This is a genomic window from Aquamicrobium defluvii, assembly GCF_004363725.1.
Taxonomy (GTDB): Bacteria; Pseudomonadota; Alphaproteobacteria; order Rhizobiales; family Rhizobiaceae; genus Mesorhizobium; species Mesorhizobium defluvii.
This window is the reverse complement of sequence record NZ_SNZF01000020.1, coordinates 54,310-72,676: the sequence shown is the minus strand read 5'-3', so window position 1 is coordinate 72,676 and position 18,367 is coordinate 54,310. Positions and strand designations below refer to the sequence as shown.

The window sequence follows — 18,367 nt, the reverse complement described above, 5'->3', positions numbered from 1 at the left end:
CCATGAGCCATCTTCTGGATCGCCTGAATTTCCTGACATCGCTGCGCAAGGACACCTTTGCCAACGGCCATGGCCAGACGACGATCGAGAGCCGCGATTGGGAGGACGCCTACCGCCGGCGCTGGCAGCACGACAAGATCGTGCGCTCCACCCATGGTGTGAACTGCACCGGCTCCTGCTCGTGGAAGATTTACGTCAAGTCGGGCATCGTCACCTGGGAGACGCAGCAGACCGACTATCCGCGCACCCGGCCGGACCTGCCGAACCACGAGCCGCGCGGCTGCGCGCGTGGCGCTTCCTACAGCTGGTATCTCTACAGCGCCAACCGGGTTAAGACGCCGCTCATCCGAGGCCGGCTGATGCGCCTGTGGCGGGAGAAGCGCAGGACCATGAGCCCGGTCGAGGCATGGACGGCGATCCAGAACGACCCGGCGGCGCGCGAAAGCTACACCCGCATCCGCGGCAAGGGCGGCTTCGTGCGGGCGAGCTGGGACGAGGCGACCGAGATCGTCGCCGCCGCCAATGCCTATACGACCCGCAAGTACGGCCCGGACCGGGTGTTCGGCTTCTCGCCGATCCCGGCCATGTCGATGATCTCCTATGCCGCCGGCACCCGTTACCTGTCGCTGCTCGGCGGCACGTGCATGTCGTTCTACGACTGGTATTGCGACCTGCCGCCGGCCAGCCCCCAGACATGGGGCGAGCAGACCGATGTGCCCGAATCCGCCGACTGGTACAATGCGGGCTATCTGCTTCTGTGGGGCTCGAACGTGCCGCAGACGCGCACGCCCGACGCTCACTTCTACACCGAGGTGCGCTACAAGGGCACCAAGAGCGCCGTCATCTGCCCGGACTATTCCGAGGCCGCCAAGTTCGCCGACATCTGGCTGAACGCCAAGCAGGGCACCGATGCGGCGCTGGGCATGGCCTTCGGCCACGTCATCCTGCGCGAATTCCATCTCGACCGGCGGGTGCCCTATTTCGAGGACTACTGCCGCAAATATTCCGACATGCCGATGCTGGTGCGTCTCGACCGGCAGAGCGGGCGGCTGGTTCCCGGCCGGCAGTTGCGCGCGGCCGATTTCGCCCGTTCGCTGGGCGAGAAGAACAACCCAGACTGGAAGACAGTCGGGTTCGACGAGATTTCCGGCAAGGTCGTGGTTCCCAATGGCTCCATCGGCTTCCGCTGGGGCGAGAGCGGCAAGTGGAACCTCGAGCAGAAGGCCGGCAAGGACGACATCCGCCTCAAGCTCAGCCTGATCGCCGAGGCCGATCACGACGAGGTGGCCGGCGTCGATTTCCCCTATTTCGGCGGCGCCGCCACCAACGGCTTCGCGGTGGACGACCGCGGCGAGGTCCTGACCCGCAACGTGCCGGTGAAGCGGCTCAGCCTGGCCGGCGGCGAGGAGGTTCTTGTCGCCACGGTCTTCGACCTGCTGTGCGCCAACTACAGCCTCGACCGGGGCCTGGGCGGCGATCATGTCGCCGGCGACTACGAAGCCGACGTGCCGTTCACACCTGCCTGGGCCGAGCGCATCACCGGCGTTCGCCGCGACAAGATCGTCCAGGTGGCGCGGGAATTCGCCGACAATGCGGAAAAGACCAACGGACGTTCCATGGTCATCATCGGCGCGGCGATGAACCACTGGTTCCACATGGACATGAACTATCGCACCGTCATCAACATGCTGGTGATGTGCGGCTGCGTCGGTCAGTCCGGCGGGGGCTGGGCGCACTATGTCGGGCAGGAGAAGCTGCGGCCGCAGACCGGCTGGACGGCGCTGGCCTTCGCGCTCGACTGGGCAAGGCCCCCGCGCCACATGAACTCCACCAGCGCCTTCTACGCCCATACCGATCAGTGGCGGTATGAAACCGTGCGCACGCAGGAGATCCTGTCGCCCACCGCGCCGGCGGGCGACTGGAACCAGCTCAGCCTCATCGACTTCAACATCCGCGCCGAACGCATGGGCTGGCTGCCTTCCGCGCCCCAGTTGAAGACCAATCCTCTGGAGGTTGGCCGCGCCGCGAAGGCGGCCGGTGTCGAGGCGAAGGACTATGTGGCCGAGCGCCTGAAGTCGGGCGAGTTGCAGATGTCCTGCGAGGATCCCGACGCGCCGGAGAACTGGCCGCGCAATCTGTTCGTATGGCGTTCCAACCTGCTCGGCTCCTCCGGCAAGGGCCATGAATATTTCCTCAGGCACCTGCTCGGCACCGACCATGGCGTGCAGGGCAAGGATTTGGGCAGCGAGGGCGACCTGCGGCCGGTCGAGGCCGTCTGGCACGAGCAGGCTCCCGAAGGCAAGCTCGACCTGCTCGTCACCATCGACTTCCGCATGTCCACCACCGCCGTCTATGCCGACATCGTGCTGCCGACGGCGAGCTGGTACGAAAAAGATGACATGAACACGTCGGACATGCACCCGTTCATCCACCCGCTGCAGGCGGCGGTGGACCCGGCCTATGAGTCGAAGACAGACTGGGAAATCTTCAAGTCCATCGCGAAGAAGTTCTCCGAGGTGGCCCCGGAACTCCTTGGCGTCGAAACGGATGTGGTGCAATTGCCGCTCCAGCACGACAGCCCCGGTGAGGTGGCGCAGGGCGTGGTGCGCGACTGGAAGCGCGGCGAGTGCGACCTGATTCCAGGCCAGACCGCGCCGGCCTATATCGCCATCGAGCGCGATTATCCCAACCTCTACAAGCGTTTCACGGCGCTTGGGCCGCTGATGGAAAAGCTCGGCAATGGCGGCAAGGGCATCTCCTGGGACACCAAGGGCGAGGTGCATCACCTGAAGGCCCTCAACGGCACGGTGACCGAGGAGGGCCCTACCCGTGGCATGGCCCGCATCGACACGGCAATAGACGCGGCCGAGGTGGTGCTGATGCTGGCGCCGGAGACCAATGGCGAGGTGGCGGTGAAGGCGTGGCAGGCGCTGGGCAAGGCGACAGGGCTCGACCACAAGCATCTGGCCGAGGTGAAGGAAGACGAGAAGATCCGCTTCCGCGACATCGCCGCCCAGCCGCGCAAGATCATCTCGTCGCCCACCTGGTCGGGCATCGAAAGCGAAGAGGTCTGCTACAATGCCGGCTGGACAAACGTCCATGAGCTGATCCCGTGGCGCACCGTCACTGGACGCCAGCAGCTCTATCAGGACCATGAATGGATGCGCGCCTTCGGTGAGGGCTTCGTCACCTGGCGGCCGCCAGTGGACCTGAAGACCGTGGGCGCGGCGGCAACGCGCGCACTGGCCGATGGCGAGCCGCATGTGGTGCTGAACTTCCTCACCCCTCACCAGAAATGGGGCATCCACTCCACCTACACCGACAATCTTCTGATGCTGACCCTGAACCGGGGCGGGCCGGTGGTGTGGATTTCGGAGACCGACGCCAGGAAGGCGGGCCTGGTCGACAACGACTGGGTCGAGGTCTTCAACACCAATGGCGTCATCACGGCCCGTGCCGTGGTCAGCCAGCGGATGAAGGAAGGCTCGATGTTCATGTATCACGCGCAGGAAAAGATCGTGAACACGCCCGGAAGCCAGATCACCGGCAAGCGCGGCGGCATCCACAACTCCGTCACCCGCATCGTGCTGAAGCCGACCCACATGATCGGCGGCTATGCCCAGCTCGCCTACGGGTTCAACTACTACGGCACGGTCGGCTCCAACCGCGACGAGTTCGTGATCGTGCGCAAACTGTCCAGGGTCGACTGGCTCGACCAGCCCGCAACCCAGACCACGGAGGCAGCGGAATGAAGGTACGTGCCCAGATCGGAATGGTGCTGAACCTCGATAAATGCATCGGGTGCCACACCTGCTCCGTCACCTGCAAGAACGTTTGGACGAGCCGTGAAGGCGTGGAATATGCCTGGTTCAACAACGTCGAAACCAAGCCCGGCATCGGTTACCCCAAGGACTGGGAGAACCAGAAGCGCTGGAACGGCGGCTGGACGCGCACGAAGGCGGGCGCCCTGCAACCGAAGCAGGGCGGCAAATGGCGCATCCTGGCGAACATATTCGCCAATCCCGACCTGCCCGAGATCGACGATTTCTACGAACCTTTCGATTTCGACTACGACCACCTGAAATCCGCGCCGGAGATGAAGGCGTTTCCGACCGCGCGACCGCGCTCGAAGATTTCGGGTGAGCGCATGGAAAAGATCGAATGGGGGCCGAACTGGGAGGAAATCCTCGGCGGCGAATTCGAGAAGCGTTCGAAGGACTACAATTTCGAGGGCATCCAGAAGGAAATCTACGGCCAGTACGAGAACACCTTCATGATGTATCTGCCGAGGCTGTGCGAGCACTGCCTCAACCCCGCCTGCGTCGCCTCCTGTCCGTCGGGCGCGATCTACAAGCGCGAGGACGACGGCGTTGTGCTGATCGACCAGGAGAAGTGCCGGGGCTGGCGCATGTGCGTTTCCGGCTGCCCCTACAAGAAGATCTACTACAACTGGTCGACCGGCAAATCTGAGAAATGCACGCTGTGCTATCCGCGCCTGGAGAGCGGCCAGCCGACGGTGTGCTCGGAAACCTGCGTGGGGCGCATCCGCTATCTGGGCGTGATGCTCTACGATGCCGACCGCATCGCCGAGGCGGCGAGCGTGGAGAACGAGAAGGACCTCTACGACGCGCAGCTCGGCGTCTTCCTCGACCCCAACGACCCGCAGGTGATCGCCGCCGCCCGCGCCGAGGGCATCCCCGAGGACTGGATCAGGGGAGCGCAGAATTCGCCGATCTGGAAGATGGCGATGGAATGGAAGATCGCCTTCCCGTTGCATCCCGAATACCGCACATTGCCGATGGTCTGGTACGTTCCGCCGCTGTCGCCGATCCAGAACGCTGCCGAGGCGGGCCGGATCGCCGCGCAGGACAACATGCCCGACGTGCGCAGCTTGCGCATTCCCGTGCGCTACCTCGCCAACATGCTCACCGCCGGCGACGAGGCGCCCATTGTCTCGGCGCTGGAGCGCATGCTGGCCATGCGCGCCTATATGCGCTCGAAAACGGTGGACGGCGTCGTCAATCTGGGCGTGGCCAAGCGCGTCGGGCTGTTGCCGCAGCAGATCGACGAGATGTACCAGCTTCTGGCCATCGCCAACTACGAAGACCGCTTCGTCATCCCGACCACACATCGCGAGCTGGTCGAGGACGCCTATGACCTCAAGGGCGGCTGCGGCTTCACCGACGGCAATGGCTGTTCGAGCGGGCATTCGTCCCAGTCGCTGTTCGGCGGCAAGAAGTTCCGCAGCCCGCAGGAGTTCATCGCATGAAGACGTTCAAGGCCCTGTCGGCCCTGCTCAGCTATCCGAGCCACGATCTTCAGCAGGCGGTTGCGGCCATCCGCGAGGTGCTCGGCGAGGGCGTGTTGCCACATGCTTCCGTTGCGGCGCTGGAGCCGCTGCTCGTCTCGCTGGAGACAGGGGATATTTACGACCTTCAGGAACGCTATGTGCTCCTGTTCGATCGCTCGCGCACCCTGTCGCTCAACCTGTTCGAGCACATCCATGGCGAGAGCCGCGACCGGGGTGGCGCGATGGTCGACCTGCTCGAAACCTACCGTGCCGGCGGCTTCGACCTCGCCGGGTCCGAACTGCCGGATCATCTGCCGGTGCTGCTGGAGTTCCTGTCCACCCGCCCTGTTGAGGAAGCGCGCGGAATTCTGGCCGATGCAGGCCACATCCTCGTTGCATTGGCGCAGCGTCTGGCACGGCGCGGAACCCCCTATGCGGCGGTTCTGGAAGGGCTGGTCGCCTTCGCCTGCGCCAATCCGGAAACGGAGGAAGCACAGGCGCTGTTATCCCGGAAAGATGACAATCCCGAGGATCTGGCCGCTCTCGACGCGGTCTGGGAGGAGGCGCAGGTCACCTTCGGGCCCGATCCGAATGCGGGATGCCCGGTCAGCCGTGACGCTCTTGTCCGGATGGCCCCGCCACCCGCACCCGGCGTACAGTGAACAGGAGGCGCAGATGCACAACTTCCTCTTCGGTATCTATCCCTACATCGCCATCACGGTGATGGTGATGGCCAGCATCGCCCGCTATGAGCGCGATCCCTTCACCTGGAAGTCGAAATCGAGCCAGATCCTGCGCAAGCGGCAGTTCGTCGCCGGTTCGGTGCTGTTTCATGTCGGCGTGCTGATGATCTTCGCCGGCCATCTGGTCGGCCTGCTGACGCCGATCCGGGTCTTCGATTTTCTGGGCGTCAGCCATGGCGCCAAGCAGCTTCTGGCCGTCGCCCTCGGCGGCGTGGCCGGGATCATGGCGCTGGTGGGCGGCATCCTGCTGCTGCACCGGCGGCTGTTCGATCCGCGCATCCGCGCCAACTCCACCTTTGCCGACACCGGCATCATGATCCTGCTGATGATGCAGTTGCTTCTGGGACTGGCGACCATCATCGTCTCGCTCGGCCATCTCGACGGCGAGGAAATGGTGAAGTTCATGAACTGGGCGCAGTCCATTCTCTATCTGCGCGCCGGCGCGGCCGATTACATCACCGATGTGCACTGGCTGTTCAAGGCGCACATCGTGCTCGGGCTGACCATCTTCCTGCTGTTCCCCTTCACCCGGCTCGTCCACATGTTCTCCGCGCCGGTCCGCTATCTGTGGCGGCCGGGCTACCAGATCGTGCGCTCGCGGCGCGGGGCCAAGCCCGCGCGCACCGGGCTGGCGCCGCTGCCGCGGCCGGGCATGGAGCCGGGAGAATGAGGGTCCTCGATCTCACCGACGCCCCGGTGCCGGTCACCGTCAACGGCATCGCGATCGCCCCGGAGGCGATCGCGGCCGAGGCGCAGAACCATCCGGTGCCGAAAGGCAACAGGCCAGCCTGGGCCTGGAAGGCCGCCGCGCGGGCGCTGGTGCTGCGCGAGGTGCTGCTGCAGGAGGCGAGGGCGCGCCGGATCGCGCCGGGACCCATCGAGCTTGCGGAGGGGCAATGGGAAACGGACGAGGAGGCGCTGATCCGCCAGCTTCTGGAAATCGCCATTCCTGCGGCTGTGGTCGACGAGAATGAATTGCGTGCGATCTACGATGCCGCACCGGAGCGGTTCCGCGGCCCCTCCCTGTTCGAGGCCGCGCACATCCTTTTCCCGGCGGCCCCGGACGATGCGGACGGTCGCGCCACGGCACGATCGCGGGCAGGAACGGTGCTTGCCGAACTGCATCGCGATCCGCACCGTTTCGCCGCGCTCGCAGCCGAGCACAGCGCCTGTCCCTCACGCGCCAATGGCGGCATTCTGGGCCAGCTTGCCTCCGGCGATACGGTGCCGGAATTCGAGGCGGCGCTATGCAGCATGGAGGAAGGAAGCATTTCCGCCACTGCGGTGGAAAGCCGCTACGGCTTCCACCTGATCCGCCTGGACGCGCGCGTGCGCGGCGAGGTCCTGCCTTTCTCCACGGTGCTGCCGCATCTGCGCGAGGCGCAGGAAAAGGCGAACTGGGTACGCGCCAGCCGCGCCTATGTCGAGGAACTGGCAATGCGGGCCGAGGTGACGGGCATCGACCTTGCCGAATCCTCCACGACGGAGGCGAGATTATCGGCATGACCCCTTCCCCTGCCTTGTCCGATCCCTTCCATTGCGGCTGCGAAACCGAACCGGTGCCGGGTGCGCCGGTTTCCGTCGATGTTGCGCTGCGCCAGGGGCTGGAGCTGGCCGAGCCGGTCGCCGAACTGGAGCGCCTGCCGCTCGGGAAGGCCCATGGCCGGGTGCTTGGCGAGACGGTGCGGGCCGAAACGCCGCTGCCGCTTTTCGACAACTCCGCCATGGACGGCTACGCAATCCGGCTTGCCGACCTTGCCGGCGAGGGGCCGTGGCGCCTGCCGGTGGCGGGACGCGTGGCCGCCGGCGACGCCGGCAACGGGCCTGTTCCGGCTGGCTCCGTCTTGCGCATTTTCACCGGCGCGCCCATTCCACCCGGCTGCGAAGCCGTGGTCATGCAGGAAATGACGCAGCCCGAAGGCGGCACGATCAGGCTGGACCGGCGGCCCGAGCCGGGCGAGAACATCAGGCGCTCCGGTGAGGATCTCGCTGCCGGCGCCGAAGTCATGCCCGCCGGGCGCCGCATCGGGCCGCGCGCGGCGGCGCTGCTGGCCTCAACGGGTTGCGGCGAGGTCATCGTGCGCCGTCGTATCCGCGTCGCCTTCTTCAGCACCGGCTCCGAATTGCGCGCCCCCGGCACGCCACTGGCGCCGGGGCAGATATGGAACGCCAACCGTTATCATCTTCAGGGTGCTCTCGACCTGCCGTGGGCTGAAGCAATGGACATGGGCGCTGTAGCCGACCGGCCTGACCGGCTACGGGAGGCGCTGGAAGAGGCATCCCGCAACGCCGATCTGGTGGTGAGCACCGGTGGGGTTTCCGTAGGCGAGGAGGACCATATGCCGGCGGTTCTGCGCGCGGCGGGTGGCACCGTTCATGTGATGAAGGTGGCGATGAAGCCCGGCAAGCCGCTGCTCATCGGGCGCATCGGCAAGGCCCTCTATCTCGGTCTTCCGGGCAATCCGGTTTCGGCATTCGTGACCTGGCACGTGATCGGGGCCCGTATCGCCGAAGCGCTGGCAGGGCTGGCGGAAGGCGCGCCGCGGCGCATCATCGTGCGCGCCGGCTTCGATCGGGTGCGGCAACCGGGGCGCTGCGAGTTCCTGCCGGCCCGCCTCGGCAGCTATGACGGCCACGGTACGCGGACGGTGGAGATCGCCACCTCCGAGGTGTCCCACCGGGTGGCGCTGCTGGCGCAGGCAGACGGTCTGCTGCTGGTTCCTTCGGAAACAGACCGCATCCAGCGCGGCGACATGCTGGAATTCCTGCCCTTCCACGAGGGGTGAGGCATCTTTGCCCGGGCGACGATCTGTATAGGAGATTACAATGCGGCTGGGATTTGTAACCTTGAAAGGCCGAGGGCGGATCGATCTGCTGCTTGCCGATGTCGTCGAGCGGCTGGAAGCGCGCGGCCTGGCCCTTGCCGGGACCGTACAGACCAATATCGAGCGCGATGACCGCCCTCTCTGCGACATGGACCTGCGCCTGCTGCCCGATGGGCCGACGGTGCGGATCAGTATAGACCGCGGGGCGGAGGCGCGCGGCTGCCGGCTGGACGCCGGCGCGCTGGAGCAGTCGGTTCTGTGGGTTGACGAGACGCTGGAAAAGGCCGAACTGCTGGTGATCAACAAATTCGGGAAGCAGGAAGCGGAGGGCAAGGGCCTGGCCGGATCCATAGCGGATGCCCTCGAACGCGGTCTCCCGGTGCTGGTGGGGGTGAACGGGCTGAACCTGCCGGCTTTCCTCGAATTTTCCGATGGGATGGCGCAGGAACTGACGCCCGATGCCGACCACATCGTGGACTGGTGCCTTTCCGCATTGGCCAGGAACAACTCACGGAAAAACCTGACACGACATCCCGATGGCCTGACCCTCATTGGTTGATCCGGCGCCGCAATGATTCCGACGCGGGACGAAATCGTTTCTGTTTGTTGCAGGCCAAATAGCCACGCCCGCGCCGCATCTATGATCGATTCCGTTGTATTCTGGAGTGACCGATGAAACGCGATCTTCACCCTTGTGCCGGTTCGGCTCGCCTGAGCATGAGCGGGGTTTTCCAGGCACTTGAGCCAGCGCCTTGAGCACGTTCTTCGCGGTTGAGTGCGATGAACAGGGTGAATCATCGCACCGTTTCGGTGAAACATCGGTGGGACCGGGATTGCCATACCTTGCAGCGCAAGCATGTATCTGACCGGGAACGGCTTCATGCACGAGCGCAGCCTTCCTTCATTCTCCGGCTTGAGCTCATTCCTGTCTTTCCTTGACGGAAAAGGCGAGCTCGCCACGATCGCCGCGCCGGTCTCCATCAGGCTGGAGCTTACCGAGATTCACCGCAGGGTAATCGCCATGGCGGGGGCGGCCCTGCGGATCGCGCAACCGCTCGACGAGCGTGGTGCACCCGCCAGCCTGCCGGTGGTGACGAACCTGTTCGGCACGGCAAGGCGCGTGGCATGGGGGCTGGGTACGGAGGTGGAAGAGTTGGGCCGGCTCGGCAGGATGCTGGCCTGGATGCGCCAGCCGCAGCCGCCGCAGACCTTGCGCCAGGCGCGGCAGATGATGCCCCTGGCCCGGAATGCGCTGTTTTCACGGCCCAGGATCACAAGTGCGCCCAGGCAATGGAACGATGCCGCTCCCGATTTCTCCCAGCTGCCGGTGCAGACCTGCTGGCCGGGCGATGCGGGACCGCTGATCACCTGGCCGATCGTCATCACCCGTCCACCGGGCGCGGATGATCCAGGCGCTTACAATATGGGCGTCTACCGCATGCAGGTCATCGGGCGCGAGCGCGCCATCCTGCGCTGGCTGCCGATGCGCGGCGGCGCGGCCCATCACCACCGATGGCAGGAGAAGGGGCTGGAGATGCCAGTGGCGGTGGTGATCGGTGCGGATCCGGCCACGCTGCTGGCTTCGGTCATGCCGGCGCCGGAAGGCGTCTCCGAGCTTGCGCTGGCCGGCATGATCGGCGGGCGGCGGGTGCCGGTGGCGCCATGCGCGAGCATTCCCCTGCATGTGCCGACCAGCGCCGAGATTGTGCTCGAGGGCACGGTATTGCCGCAAGAGACAGCGCTCGAAGGGCCGTTCGGCGACCACACCGGCTATTACAACGCACCGGAAACCTATCCGGTCTTCAGGCTGAAGCGCATGCGCATACGTGACGGCGCGAGCTATCTCACCACCTTCACCGGGCGCGCGCCGGATGAGCCTTCTGTCATGGGAGAGGCGCTGCTGGAGGTGTTCAAGCCGCTGCTGCGCCAGCAGATGCCGGAGATCGTGGATGTATGGCTGCCGCCGGAAGCCTGCTCCTACAGGATCGCCGTGATTGCCATCGCCAAGAAATATCCGGGCCAGGCGCGCCGGGCGATGATGGGCTTCTGGTCGCTGCTGCCCCAGTTCTCCATGACCAAGATGGTCGTGGTCGTGGATGACGATATCGACATCCGCTCCTGGCCGGATGTCATGTGGGCGCTGGCCACCCGCATGGATCCCGCCCGCGACCTGATGCTGGTGGAGCGCACCCCGATCGACCAGCTGGATTTTGCCTCGCCACTCGAAGGTCTGGGCGGCAAGGTCGGTTTCGATGCCACCCGCAAGATCGGTGCGGAGACAATACGGGACTGGGGCATGAAGCTGGAAATGGACGCCGCAATTCGGCGCCGGGTTTCGGACCGATGGGAGGAATTCTTCCCCGCCCTTCAGAAGGAGATCTGAATGCAAAGGCGCATCGTCGTCGGTGTCACCGGAGCCTCCGGAGCGGTGCTGGCATTGGAAACACTGAGGCTCCTGGCCCGGACGGGAGTGGAGACCCATCTGGTCGTCAGCACCGGGGCGCGCATGACCATCGCACATGAACTCGGCGAGGGAGGTTTGGAGCAGCTTTCCGCACTGGCTAACCATACGTACGCGCCGCACCAGCTCGCCGCTCCCATCGCCAGCGGCTCCTTCCGCACCGAGGGCATGATCGTGGTGCCTTGCTCCATGCGCAGCCTTGCAGCCATCGCGTATGGGCTGGGCGACAATCTCCTGACCAGGGCTGCCGATGTGGTTTTAAAGGAAAAGCGCCGGCTGGTGGTCGCCCCGCGCGAGGCGCCCCTGCATGAAGGTCATCTGGAAACCATGCAACGGCTTGCCCGGCTGGGTGCGTTAATCTCGCCACCCGTGCCACCCTTCTATGTAAAACCGGCAACCGTTGCGGATATGATGCGTGAGATCGCTGCAAGGCTCGTCAACTGGGCGGGAATCGACCCCGGAGATGTATTGACACGCTGGGGCGAGGATACGACCAGCCAGCCATAGCCGCTTTGCGCGCATGGCCATGTCATTTGTCTCGCCTGCGCTGATGGAGACCCTTTCCGACCATCATGCAATGACTTGCCTTGGCCGTAAACTCGTGACGTTCTCCGGAACGGCATGTTACCGGATCGTAGCGGAACTGCGTCGAGTGTGCTCTGTATGTTTCACGTTGCTTCGAACCGTTAAAGGTCGGTGGCACCCTCGTTCTCGCACGCGTTCTTCGGTTGCTCCCGTGCCGCAATCAGTCTGGCCTGCCGATAGCGGTCAATATCGGCCCTGGTTGTGCCGGCCGCAGCAGCGCATGTTCGAAGGAAAGCGGCATTTCGACCGCATGAACGCGTTCAATCGCTGCCCGGGGCGCTGCCCGGGGTGCGACTGACCGGGCGGTCGCGGATGCCGACATGGATTGCGCAGAAAAGTCGGCTGCGGCGATCGCATGCCGGTACGATCCATTGATCTCGATTTGGCGACGAGGATCGGGATACCCGATGAGCGGACAATGCGGTCGGTCGTCGAGCCGAATACCTTCTCCCGCATGTTGCCGGCTTTTCCGGGCTCCTGCGATGACAAGGCCGGCCTTTTGGTGGCGCATGAGGATGGCGCCCACCTCGAAGGGCGTTCCCTTGGCAGCGACCCTTTCAACCTGAATGCCGGGGTCCATCCCGGCAGTTATCGTGCCGAACTCATTCTTCGCATCGGTTTCGCATATGGTGGTTATGACATCTGCGTCCACCCCTTCGGACGGCTGTTCATCGGCTGGCGTCATGGGTTCGACCACATGAACAAGGATCCGTCTTGCCTTGCGTTGTCTCGCGAGTTGTGCGGCCGGGGGAAGGACTGGAGCGTCGTTCCCTTCCAGAGCCAGCCCGGCGACAATCGTCTTCATGCCTTCCCGGCTTGTCCAAATCCGGACAAGCTGGATGTTGCCCGCCCGGCTGGCAAGTTCCGCGCGGGTCAGCCGCCTGTCCGGACTGCCTCCGATGGTCCCCGTGAGGAAATGCGGATAGGAGTTTACTTGCGGAAAGACGGAGGCAGCCGCCCGGTGGCACCGGGATCCGCACGAACGGGCCGTCTGCTCGGGATCTGAAACCATCGGAGGGAGGGCATTGGGCTTCGCGCGGGCGAGTATTTGACTTTCCGGCTATCCGTGGCTTCTTTTCAGAAGCAAGGTTCCTCACGCGGAGAACGATTTATCTGTTGTGGCCATCATGAATTCCGAGAGATACCAGGGCACATCAATCCCGTATGACAACCGGCGCGTGATGCTGAAATGGCATCGGCTCCGGCGGCGGCAGACCGATCCGCTGTTCGGTGCCGACAATCTGCGCGCTGGTCTGCAACTGGGCGCTTCGATGGAGGTCGACCTGCGGGTGACGGCGGACGGCGATTTCGCCGTCCTTCATGACGATATTCTCGATGAGGAGACGGACGGCATCGGAGCGGTGGCCGCACACCAGCGGCGGGTCCTTGCCGGCCTTCGCTACAACGATGCCGGCGTTTCACGGTATGAGCGCCCGCTGCTCTTCCTTGACAATCTGGTGGCCCTTCTGCGCGATGCGCATCCGCAAGCGCTGTTGCAGCTCGACATCAAGGACGACCTGGCCACCATCGGCACGAGGGGGCTGGGCCGGCTGGTCGATACCCTGCAAGGGGATGAGCTTCCTGTCATCGTCAGCGGCGATTGCAACGACCTCATTCTGGCCCTCGGGCAACACCTGCCGAATGTGGCGCGCGGCCTCGAGCCGAGTTTCCGCCTCATGGACATGCTGGCGAAGGGAGACGTGAGGGGAGCGGAAGCCTTGCTCAGGGCCGAGCTTGCGGGACCCGTGCAGCCCCGGATGGTCTATCTGCACTGGAAGATGGTGCTGGATGCGCTCGACTCAGACCTCGATCTGGTGGCGATCTGTCATGGCGAGGGCAAGCAGGTCGATGCCTGGACCTTCACGCTGGCAAATCCCGCCGAGGGTTTCACCGATGCGGAATGGCGCGCCTTCTCGCGCCTGCTGGAACTGGGCGTGGACCAGATCACCACCGACGAAGCGCTGGCGACGGAAGCTGCCTACACCGTGCGCGTCGGTTCGGGCTGAGCCCCATCGGCCGGTGATTCCGCCAACTGTTCCCACAGGAAGCCGAGGGTTCCGGCAAGACCGGGTGTGCAGGCTGCGACCGCACCGCCATTGGCGATTATGCGGTCGAGCGGCGGCATGGCCACATGTGCTCCGGCTTCTGCCGCGATCAGCGCGCCGGCCAATATGTCCCAGCTGTTGAGATGGGCCTCGTAATAGAGATCGGCGATGCCGTCGGCCACCCGTACGAGGCCGAGCGCGGCGGAGCCCAGCCGCCTGTACTCGATCCCGAGTTCGTGGAGGCGGGCGAGCAGCGCCTGATAGGGTTCGAACGGCGTGCGGCGCGAATAGCCGACGATCGCCAGCGCCTGAGTGGGATCGGCCATGCCGGAAACGCGCACCGGGCGGTCACCGCAGAATGCGCCCTGGCCGGGCAGGGCAGAATAGACGCGGTCGCCGGCCGCGTCGTAGATGCAGCCCAGTTGCACGGCGCCGTCGCGGACGAAGGCGATGGACACGCCCCAGTGGCGCAGGCCGCGAATGTAGTTGGCGGTGCCGTCTATGGGATCGACCACCCAGAAGCCGTCGGGACCGGGTTGCCCGCCCGTCTCTTCGCCGAGAAAGCCGTCCTGCGGGAAAGCATCGGCGAGCGCGGTACGGATCGCCTGTTCGCTCTGCCGGTCGGCGGCCGAGACGAAATCCTGCAAGCTCTTGGTCGAGACCGCGAGCGCGGCCGGATCGGCGGTGCGGCGGAAGGCTTCCGCCTGCCTGCCGGTATCGAGGGCAAGCCGGCACGCGAGTTCGAGGCGTGCGGCAATGCCGGTATCGGCGGCGGGCGCGGCGCGCATCAGGCGGTGGCCCTTCGGATCAGGGTCACGGGCGTGAGTTCGGTGCGCTCTTTCATGCGGGGCGCGTCCATCCGGCCCAGCAGCAGCTCCACCGCCTGTTCGGCCTGGATGTCGCAGGGCTGGCGCAGCGTGGTCAGGTCGTAGGCCGCCCAGGCCGCCTGAGGAATATCGTCATGGCCGACGATCCTGATCTTGCCGATGTCGCGCCCGGCGGCCCGCAGACCGTCGATCACGCCGAAGGCCATGTAGTCGTTGACGCAGAACAGGCCGTCGAAATCCGCAGCCGCAGCAGCAGCCGCGAAACCGTTGCCGTAGTCGTTGATCGCCACCGGCATCGCCTGTGCCGAAGCGCCCAGCCCGCGGCATGTGGCAAGGAATGCCTCCTGCCGCCGCCGGGCGGTGTAGGAGACTTCCGCGCCGCAGATGACGGCCAGCCGCGTCGCGCCCGCTTCCAGCAGCGTCTCTGCCGCGATGCGTCCCGCCGTCTCGTCGTCGGAGATGACGCGGTCGACATGCGCAATGGCATCGCCCTTGTTGATCAGCACGATCGGGATGGCGTGAGCGGCGAACTCCTCGCACAAGGCGGTCGGCGGCGCGTCCGAGGTCACCAGAACGCCCGAAACGTTGTAGTGCAGAAGCTGGTCCATCATGCGGTTGACGCTCTCGGCCTCGTCGGCCGGCAGGAGGATCGGGCGGAAATTGCGGCCGACGAGCGCCTTGGCGATCTCGTGGATCTGCTGCGAGCGGAACGGGTTGTCCATGCCGGCCGCGACCACCCCGACAAGGTCCGAGCGGCGGTTGATGAGGCTGCGGGCCAGATAGTTGACGCGGTAGCCGAGTTCCTTGGCCGCCTTGTGCACCTTCTCGCGCGTTTCGGGCGAGACGCTCGCATTCGGCGTGAAGGTGCGCGACACCGCAGCGCGCGAGACGCCCGCGCGCTCGGCGACGTCGAAAGACGTCACCTTTCGTCTGGGAGTGTCCCCCTCGTTCATGCGGCCTCATCCATTGCGCTGCGCAGAAGTTCCGGACGGTCCGAGCAGATGCCGAGCACCGGCAGCCGCACCAGTTCGCTGATGACCGGCGGCCGCTCCTCATGCCACAGCACCACGGCAAGGCCCGTATCCCGTGCCCGTTCCATAAGCTCGCCGGTTACCAGTTCCTGCGGGCGCTCGCCGCCGCGCTCCCAGCACAGATGCACGATGTCGGCGCCGCAGGCTTGCGCCGCCGCGATGGGATCGGCTCCGAGCGGAACGAGCACGGACAACGGGAAGGGACAGCCCGCTTCCCGAAGCTTGCGCACGAAATCGGTGTCGAAGGAGCCGAGCGCGGCGAAACTCTGTCCGTGGCTATCCAGTTCGCGCCATGCCGCCGGCCCGGCACCGCCCGCCTTCAGCTCGACATAGAGCCCGGCACTCCGCTCGCGCGCCAGCGCCGCCACCTCGGCGAAGGTCGGCACCTCGACGCCGGCCATGCCGGCGAGTTCCACCGCATCCAGTGCGGAAATATGTGCGTCCACGCCGAAGACGCGCAGCAGATGATCATCATGGCTGACGACAGGCACGCCGTCCCGCGTCATCTGGACATCCAGTTCCCACATCTCGGCACCGAGGTCGGAGGCGCGGGCGAAGGAGGCCAGCGTGTTTTCCCGCATATGGGCGCTGGCGCCGCGATGCCCGATGGCGAGCGGCCGCGGCAGGGGGGCGGGCCAGCCGAAGCGTTGCGCGAAACCTGACCCCGCCGTGACGCTCAAATCCGCTCTCCCTTGTCGTCGAACATGAATATCCGGTCCGAGGCCACGGACCATTCCACCTCGTCGCCCACGGCGATATCGGAACGCACCGGCTGGATCGACCGCAAAACGCTGCCGTCGGCAAGCATCAGGTCGTAGAGGTTCTCGCGCCCCTGCGTTTCCACGAAGGAGATGCGGCCCCTGACCGGAACATCGCCCGCGGGGCCGAAATTCTCCGGGCGGATGCCGACGGAGACACGCGTGCCCTCGGCCAGGTTTCGGGCTCCGTTCGGCTTCGGCAGCCGCACATCGGATTGTGGCACCACGATCGCGTCGCCGCTGACGACGCCGCGCAGGAAGGCAATCGGCGGATTGCCGAGGAAACCGGCCACGAACGCGGTGTGCGGATCGTTGTACATCTCGGTCGGCGTGGCGATCTGGACGATCCTGCCCGCATCCATGATGGCGATGCGGTCGCACATGCTCATCGCCTCGACCTGATCGTGGGTGACGAGCACCGCCGTGATGCCGGTCTCGAGCTGGATGCGCCGGATCTCGGAGCGCATTTCCAGCCGCAGCTTTGCGTCGAGATTGGCGAGCGGCTCGTCGAGAAGCAGCACGTGCGGACGGCGCACCAGCGCCCGCGCCAACGCCACGCGCTGCTGCTGGCCGCCGGAAAGCTCGGCGGGCCGGCGGTCGAGAAGCGGCTCGATGTGCACCAGTTGCGCCATCTCGTCCACCTGCCGGGCGACCTCGACGGACGACTTGCCGGCAATGCGCAGCGGAAAGGCGATGTTCTCGCGCACCGTCATGTGCGGATAAAGCGCATAGGACTGGAACACCACGCCGACATTGCGCTCCTGCGGCGGCAGCGAGGTCACGTCCCTGTCGCCGAACAGGATGCGGCCGCCGCTCACCTTGTGGATGCCGCAGATGGCGAACAGCGTGGTCGACTTACCGCAACCCGACGGGCCGAGCAGAGCCAGCATTTCCCCGTCGCCGATCTCCAGCGTCATGTCCTCGATGACGCTGACGGCGCCGAACGCCTTGCTGAACTTGTCGAGCAGGATGCGCATCAGCCCTTCGTGCCTCCTCCGTAGATGTTCATCAGGTAGTTCTGGAAAACGAAGAACAGGACCAGCACCGGCGCGATGTAGAACAGCCCGACGGACTTGAAGAGCGCCATGTCGAAATTGTTGTCGTCGGCGATCAGCGAGGCGAGATAGACCGACAGGACCTGTGCGTTGCCGCTGGGGGCCAGCACCTGCGGCAGGATGAACTCGCCCCATGCCAGCAGGAAGGCGAACAGGGCCAGCGCGAAAATGCCGGGCCTGACCTGTGGCAGCACCAGCTTGCGCCAGACGGTGAAGCGGCTCGCCCCGTCCTGGATGCCGGCCATCTCGATCTCCCACGGCACGGTGTCGTAGAAGCCCTTCATCAGCCAGATGCCGAGCGGCATGTCGATTGCGGCCTTGACGAGGATCACGCCGATCAGCGAGTTGTAGAGGCCGACCATCTGCAACACGATGAAAATGGCGACGATCAGCGTGATGGCCGGGAAGGCATGCAGCAGCATCACGCCGGCGAGGAAGAAGCTTCTCCCCGGCACGTTGAGGCGCGACAGCACATAGCCGGCCATGGACGAGACGACGACCACCAGCGCGGCACTGGTGGTGGCGAACAGCAGCGAGTTGAGCGTCACCCGCCAGATGCTGAGGCGACCCGGCCGCGTCTGCCACAGGAACGACCAGTGCTCCAGCGTGAATTCGTGCGGAACCACCGAACCCGGCGGCGAGTTGGTGATTGTGTCGACGAACAGATAGGCATAGGCCAGCACCAGCGGGGCGCTGAGAATGGTGATCACGAGGATGATCGGCCAGCTTTTCTGGTGTCCGTTCATC

The 18,367-nt window shown here is 65.3% G+C and carries 16 protein-coding genes; 10 read left to right on the top strand and 6 right to left on the bottom strand.

Features of this window, described 5'->3' with window-relative positions:
- Nucleotides 1-2: 2 nt before the first annotated feature.
- From DES43_RS15210 to DES43_RS15170, 9 genes are all read left to right on the top strand, one after another.
- Entirely contained in the window at nt 3-3,752 is a 3,750-nt protein-coding gene (locus tag DES43_RS15210; protein ID WP_035030056.1) for a nitrate reductase subunit alpha, read from the top strand.
- Nucleotides 3,749-5,269, top strand: a complete 1,521-nt coding sequence (narH, locus tag DES43_RS15205; RefSeq protein WP_035030054.1) for a nitrate reductase subunit beta — start codon at nt 3,749-3,751, stop codon at nt 5,267-5,269. Before DES43_RS15210 ends, narH begins: the two co-directional genes overlap by 4 nt.
- A complete protein-coding gene (narJ, locus tag DES43_RS15200; RefSeq protein ID WP_035030051.1) occupies nt 5,266-5,952 on the top strand; it encodes a nitrate reductase molybdenum cofactor assembly chaperone in 687 nt (228 codons plus the stop codon). The genes narH and narJ overlap by 4 nt, the downstream gene beginning before the upstream one ends.
- Nucleotides 5,953-5,965: 13 nt before the next feature.
- Nucleotides 5,966-6,703 (top strand): respiratory nitrate reductase subunit gamma, encoded by a 738-nt coding sequence (narI, locus tag DES43_RS15195; RefSeq protein ID WP_035030048.1) that lies wholly within the window; start codon nt 5,966-5,968, stop codon nt 6,701-6,703.
- Nucleotides 6,700-7,539: a peptidylprolyl isomerase gene (locus tag DES43_RS15190; RefSeq protein ID WP_035030046.1), complete on the top strand. Its 840-nt coding sequence runs from the start codon at nt 6,700-6,702 to the stop codon at nt 7,537-7,539. Before narI ends, DES43_RS15190 begins: the two co-directional genes overlap by 4 nt.
- Nucleotides 7,536-8,819 carry a molybdopterin molybdotransferase MoeA gene (locus DES43_RS15185; RefSeq protein WP_051520695.1) on the top strand — a complete coding sequence of 428 codons (1,284 nt, stop codon included), beginning with the start codon at nt 7,536-7,538 and terminating at the stop codon, nt 8,817-8,819. Before DES43_RS15190 ends, DES43_RS15185 begins: the two co-directional genes overlap by 4 nt.
- Nucleotides 8,820-8,859: 40 nt before the next feature.
- Nucleotides 8,860-9,417 (top strand): DUF2478 domain-containing protein, encoded by a 558-nt coding sequence (locus DES43_RS15180; RefSeq protein ID WP_063608078.1) that lies wholly within the window; start codon nt 8,860-8,862, stop codon nt 9,415-9,417.
- Nucleotides 9,418-9,738: 321 nt separating this feature from the next.
- Nucleotides 9,739-11,241, top strand: a complete 1,503-nt coding sequence (locus DES43_RS15175; RefSeq protein ID WP_035030135.1) for a UbiD family decarboxylase — start codon at nt 9,739-9,741, stop codon at nt 11,239-11,241.
- Nucleotides 11,242-11,826 carry a UbiX family flavin prenyltransferase gene (locus DES43_RS15170; RefSeq protein WP_035030043.1) on the top strand — a complete coding sequence of 195 codons (585 nt, stop codon included), beginning with the start codon at nt 11,242-11,244 and terminating at the stop codon, nt 11,824-11,826.
- A gap of 238 nt (nt 11,827-12,064) precedes the next feature.
- On the opposite strand, the gene DES43_RS15165 is transcribed toward DES43_RS15170, so the two are convergent.
- Entirely contained in the window at nt 12,065-12,709 is a 645-nt protein-coding gene (locus DES43_RS15165; RefSeq protein WP_133675772.1) for a hypothetical protein, read from the bottom strand.
- A 322-nt stretch (nt 12,710-13,031) separates the two neighbouring features.
- On the opposite strand from DES43_RS15165, the gene DES43_RS15160 reads away from it, so the two are divergent.
- Nucleotides 13,032-13,910, top strand: coding sequence for a glycerophosphodiester phosphodiesterase (locus tag DES43_RS15160; RefSeq protein WP_035030132.1), 879 nt, complete (start codon nt 13,032-13,034; stop codon nt 13,908-13,910).
- On the opposite strand, the gene DES43_RS15155 is transcribed toward DES43_RS15160, so the two are convergent.
- Genes DES43_RS15155 through DES43_RS15135 form a run of 5 tightly spaced genes read right to left on the bottom strand, consistent with a single transcriptional unit; the run spans nt 13,883 to nt 18,366 of the window.
- Entirely contained in the window at nt 13,883-14,737 is an 855-nt protein-coding gene (locus DES43_RS15155; protein ID WP_051520693.1) for an inositol monophosphatase family protein, read from the bottom strand. The two genes, DES43_RS15160 and DES43_RS15155, sit on opposite strands and share 28 nt — an antisense overlap.
- On the bottom strand, nt 14,737-15,729 hold the full coding sequence (locus DES43_RS15150) for a LacI family DNA-binding transcriptional regulator (RefSeq protein ID WP_035030038.1): 993 nt from the start codon (nt 15,727-15,729) through the stop codon (nt 14,737-14,739). Before DES43_RS15150 ends, DES43_RS15155 begins: the two co-directional genes overlap by 1 nt.
- Nucleotides 15,726-16,487, bottom strand: a complete 762-nt coding sequence (locus DES43_RS15145; protein ID WP_035030034.1) for a glycerophosphodiester phosphodiesterase — start codon at nt 16,485-16,487, stop codon at nt 15,726-15,728. The genes DES43_RS15150 and DES43_RS15145 overlap by 4 nt, the downstream gene beginning before the upstream one ends.
- Entirely contained in the window at nt 16,484-17,542 is a 1,059-nt protein-coding gene (locus DES43_RS15140; protein WP_035030032.1) for an ABC transporter ATP-binding protein, read from the bottom strand. The genes DES43_RS15145 and DES43_RS15140 overlap by 4 nt, the downstream gene beginning before the upstream one ends.
- Entirely contained in the window at nt 17,542-18,366 is an 825-nt protein-coding gene (locus tag DES43_RS15135) for a carbohydrate ABC transporter permease (protein WP_035030029.1), read from the bottom strand. Before DES43_RS15135 ends, DES43_RS15140 begins: the two co-directional genes overlap by 1 nt.
- Nucleotide 18,367 lies beyond the last annotated feature (1 nt).

What these genes read in the sequence shown, in the direction of transcription:
- DES43_RS15210 (WP_035030056.1), top strand. Translation starts at nt 3, where the DNA reads ATGAGCCATCTTCTGGATCGCCTGAATTTCCTGACATCGCTGCGCAAG.
- narH (WP_035030054.1), top strand. Translation starts at nt 3,749, where the DNA reads ATGAAGGTACGTGCCCAGATCGGAATGGTGCTGAACCTCGATAAATGC.
- narJ (WP_035030051.1), top strand. Translation starts at nt 5,266, where the DNA reads ATGAAGACGTTCAAGGCCCTGTCGGCCCTGCTCAGCTATCCGAGCCAC.
- narI (WP_035030048.1), top strand. Translation starts at nt 5,966, where the DNA reads ATGCACAACTTCCTCTTCGGTATCTATCCCTACATCGCCATCACGGTG.
- DES43_RS15190 (WP_035030046.1), top strand. Translation starts at nt 6,700, where the DNA reads ATGAGGGTCCTCGATCTCACCGACGCCCCGGTGCCGGTCACCGTCAAC.
- DES43_RS15185 (WP_051520695.1), top strand. Translation starts at nt 7,536, where the DNA reads ATGACCCCTTCCCCTGCCTTGTCCGATCCCTTCCATTGCGGCTGCGAA.
- DES43_RS15180 (WP_063608078.1), top strand. Translation starts at nt 8,860, where the DNA reads ATGCGGCTGGGATTTGTAACCTTGAAAGGCCGAGGGCGGATCGATCTG.
- DES43_RS15175 (WP_035030135.1), top strand. Translation starts at nt 9,739, where the DNA reads ATGCACGAGCGCAGCCTTCCTTCATTCTCCGGCTTGAGCTCATTCCTG.
- DES43_RS15170 (WP_035030043.1), top strand. Translation starts at nt 11,242, where the DNA reads ATGCAAAGGCGCATCGTCGTCGGTGTCACCGGAGCCTCCGGAGCGGTG.
- DES43_RS15165 (WP_133675772.1), bottom strand. Translation starts at nt 12,709, where the DNA reads ATGAAGACGATTGTCGCCGGGCTGGCTCTGGAAGGGAACGACGCTCCA.
- DES43_RS15160 (WP_035030132.1), top strand. Translation starts at nt 13,032, where the DNA reads ATGAATTCCGAGAGATACCAGGGCACATCAATCCCGTATGACAACCGG.
- DES43_RS15155 (WP_051520693.1), bottom strand. Translation starts at nt 14,737, where the DNA reads ATGCGCGCCGCGCCCGCCGCCGATACCGGCATTGCCGCACGCCTCGAA.
- DES43_RS15150 (WP_035030038.1), bottom strand. Translation starts at nt 15,729, where the DNA reads ATGAACGAGGGGGACACTCCCAGACGAAAGGTGACGTCTTTCGACGTC.
- DES43_RS15140 (WP_035030032.1), bottom strand. Translation starts at nt 17,542, where the DNA reads ATGCGCATCCTGCTCGACAAGTTCAGCAAGGCGTTCGGCGCCGTCAGC.
- DES43_RS15135 (WP_035030029.1), bottom strand. Translation starts at nt 18,366, where the DNA reads ATGAACGGACACCAGAAAAGCTGGCCGATCATCCTCGTGATCACCATT.